Origin of the sequence: Armatimonas sp. (assembly GCF_031410135.1) — a bacterium.
GTDB lineage: Bacteria > Armatimonadota > Armatimonadia > Armatimonadales > Armatimonadaceae > Armatimonas.
This window is the reverse complement of record NZ_JANNYP010000776.1, coordinates 1-2,923: the sequence shown is the minus strand read 5'-3', so window position 1 is coordinate 2,923 and position 2,923 is coordinate 1. Positions and strand designations below refer to the sequence as shown.

The window sequence follows — 2,923 nt, the reverse complement described above, 5'->3', positions numbered from 1 at the left end:
GGCGCACAGGGTCGCCTCGCCTGCGTGGCCCAGGGTGCAGTCGAGAACGGACTCGCCGGGGACAAGCTGCATGGCAAGCTGGAGATAGTCCGGATGCCCCCGGAGCAGGTTACGGAGTCGTAGCGCCCCGAGATTCGGGTGGAAGAAGACCTCGTGGCCTGCACGATCTACCAGGAGCAAGCGAGCACTCTGCACGATCAGTGCTTTTTGCGCCTCCGGGTAGCGTGCAAAAACCACAGGCATCCCTTCGGCGTGCCGCCCCGCCAAGGCACAGCCTAGCTCCTGCGCAAACCCCGCCGCCCGCGCCGTAAGCACCGCGTCGGGCTTATGGCTCGTCGTGACGATTAGATCCGTTCTCATTGCCCCCCCCGTTCACCCAGAGGGTACCCGGGGGTGGCTGGAGAGCCTTCGGCTACAAAGGCCGTTCCGGCCATAATCCAATCTATGGGCCGGGTACCCTCTGGGTGGCCCTTTGTAGCTTTAGCTCTCCAGCACCGCCGTTCTAATCGGCGGTGCAACTTAGTCCTCCCCAAAGATCACCTCGGAAGCAGAGATTGTACGGAGGGAGCGGTCGGGAAGCTCTAGTGTGACTTGCCCCGAGGCGCTGAGCAGAGCCACTTTACAGAGAGTGGGCTGGCTGTCGAGCACAAAAATCCGGCGCGCCTCGGTGTCAAGAAGTGCGTGCCAGTCGGGGAGAATGGCGGCGAGCCCGCCTCGCTCCCAGAGCGACCAGCGCCGGTTTAGTGTCTCCCAGAGAGTACTCTCCAGCGTCGCAATCTCCACGGAGTCGCCCAGTGCGATTGCCTTGTCCTCCAGCTCCGGTGGCCAGACACGCGACTTGACATTGATGCCCACCCCGATCAGGGGCTGCCCCGCCTCGACCTCAATCAGCACCCCGCCCAGCTTACGGCCTTGAAAAAAAAGATCATTGGGGAATCGGACATGGACATCGAAGCCAAGCGTACGGACGGCATCGACCGCCGCAAGCCCCACCAAGGGTGCCAGTTCCCAGAGTCGTGCGGGCTCCACATGCGGCCCGACCAGTGTCGCGCAGAGATTCGTCCCGGATGGAGCAACCCAGCGCCGCCCAAGACGGCCCCGTCCCGCACTCATTACTTTGGCAGTAATAACCGTCCCAGGCTGAGCGAGATATTTTTTGGCTTCGTCCTGTGTGGACGTACAGCTCTCCCGTGCGACAACCGTGTGGCCAAACGTCACTCGGTGAAGTCCAGAGAGATATCCAGTGCCGCCGCCGAGTGGGTCAGTGCCCCCACAGAGATAATATCCACGCCTGTCTCGGCAATCCCGCGCACGGTCGCAAGATTCACCCCGCCCGAGGCTTCTGCCAGCGCCCGACCTGCAATCTTTGCCACAGCCTCGCGGAGCATTTCGTTGCTCATGTTGTCGAGCAGGAGAATGTCCGCGCCCGCTGCAATTGCCTCATCCACTTGCGCGAGACTCTTGCACTCCACTTCAATCCGAAGCGTGTGCGGCGCATGCTCTCGCGCCCGCGAAACGCACGCAGCAACCCCGCCGCCCGCCGCGAGGTGGTTGTCTTTGATGAGCACCCCATCGCCTAGGCCATAGCGATGGTTATGCCCCCCGCCACAGCGCACGGCATATTTCTCCAGTGTCCGCAGCCCCGGCGTGGTTTTGCGGGTGTCCACGATCCGCGCTTTTGTCCCCGCGATGGCGTCCACAAATTTCTGAGTTAAGCTCGCCGTCCCGGAGAGCCGCTGCGAAAAATTCAGCGCCACCCGCTCGCCCGTGAGCAAGCTCTGCGCCGGGCCGGAGAGCCGCGCCACAATATCGCCGTAGCTCACCCGCGTCCCATCGGCGACCAGCGGCGTGAACTCGACCGTGGAGTCAACCAAGCGAAACGCACACGCCGCAAGCTCCAGCCCACAGATCACACCCTCCGCCTTCACCAGAAAGACGCCACTCGCTAAGTTCTCCGCAGGCACCGAGAGAAGCGTCGTCACATCCCCAGCCCCAATATCCTCAACCAGCGCCGCCCGGACGGTCTCTTCGTACTGAATGGGTAGTAGTTTCATGCTTGTAAAGACTCCGGCCCATCTGCGAGGCGCTTTAATGTCTCATAATCCTCTTCCATAACACGGTGAGCAGCTTCCATAAACTCTGAGAAGTTTGTCGTTAAGGAGTAACCCGCCGTCGTCTCCGTGAGGTCAATTTCGTCACCAAGCCCCACTCCCAGCTTTGTCAGCACCTTATCGGGTAAGGCAATCGCCAGACCATTATCCGTCTCCAAAATCTCCAGTTTCATACATTCGTTATAGCATATTCAACACGGTACACTAAACGCATGAGTACGACTTCTACACCCTCTGTGATTGCTCCGGGCGCGGCTCTTGAGAAGCTGGCTGGGGAGTTCTCGTTTACCGAAGGCCCGACATCCGATGCGCAGGGCAATGTTTACTTCACCGACCAGCCCAATGATCGCATCCTGGTCTGGAGTGTCGAGGGCAAGCTCTCGACGTTCATGCAGCCGTGCGGGCGCTCCAATGGGATGTATTTCGACACAGCGGGCAATCTCTGGAGCTGCGCGGATGACCAAAACCAGCTCTGGTGCATCAGTAAAGACAAGAAAGTCACCGTGGTCGTGCTAGCCGATCCGGCAGGCAAGCTGCTCAATGGCCCCAACGATGTCTGGGTGCACCCCAAGAAAACTGGCGGCCTCTACTTCACCGACCCGCTCTATGCCCGCCCCTACTGGAAGCGCGATAAAGCGATGCAGCCTGCCGGGCAATTCGTCTATTTTCTCGCGCCGGATCGCAAAACGCTCAAGGCCGTCGCCACGGATCTAACGCAGCCCAACGGTATCACGGGAACGCCCGATGGCAAGATGCTCTATGTCGCCGATATCGGGGCGGGCAAGACCTACTCCTACGAGATTCAAAAAGAC

The 2,923-nt window shown here is 60.4% G+C and carries 4 protein-coding genes and 1 pseudogene; 1 reads left to right on the top strand and 4 read right to left on the bottom strand.

What is annotated here, in order from left to right; translation table 11 throughout:
* The 4 genes and pseudogenes from RMO15_RS28515 to RMO15_RS28500 form a co-directional block, all read right to left on the bottom strand.
* Positions 1–360: pseudogene (locus RMO15_RS28515) on the bottom strand (hypothetical protein); the annotation flags it as partial.
* Between the two features lie 159 nt (positions 361–519).
* Positions 520–1,218: a biotin--[acetyl-CoA-carboxylase] ligase gene (locus RMO15_RS28510; protein WP_309721009.1), complete on the bottom strand. Its 699-nt coding sequence runs from the start codon at positions 1,216–1,218 to the stop codon at positions 520–522.
* On the bottom strand, positions 1,215–2,054 hold the full coding sequence (gene nadC / locus RMO15_RS28505; protein ID WP_309721006.1) for a carboxylating nicotinate-nucleotide diphosphorylase: 840 nt from the start codon (positions 2,052–2,054) through the stop codon (positions 1,215–1,217). Before nadC ends, RMO15_RS28510 begins: the two co-directional genes overlap by 4 nt.
* Positions 2,051–2,284 (bottom strand): hypothetical protein, encoded by a 234-nt coding sequence (locus tag RMO15_RS28500; protein ID WP_309721004.1) that lies wholly within the window; start codon positions 2,282–2,284, stop codon positions 2,051–2,053. Before RMO15_RS28500 ends, nadC begins: the two co-directional genes overlap by 4 nt.
* A 39-nt stretch (positions 2,285–2,323) precedes the next feature.
* On the opposite strand from RMO15_RS28500, the gene RMO15_RS28495 reads away from it, so the two are divergent.
* Positions 2,324–2,923 (top strand): SMP-30/gluconolactonase/LRE family protein (locus RMO15_RS28495; RefSeq protein WP_309721001.1); only part of this gene is annotated, 600 nt, incomplete at its 3' end.

Coding starts and splice junctions, on each gene's coding strand:
- nadC (WP_309721006.1), bottom strand. CDS start 2,054: ATGAAACTACTACCCATTCAGTACGAAGAGACCGTCCGGGCGGCGCTG.
- RMO15_RS28500 (WP_309721004.1), bottom strand. CDS start 2,284: ATGAAACTGGAGATTTTGGAGACGGATAATGGTCTGGCGATTGCCTTA.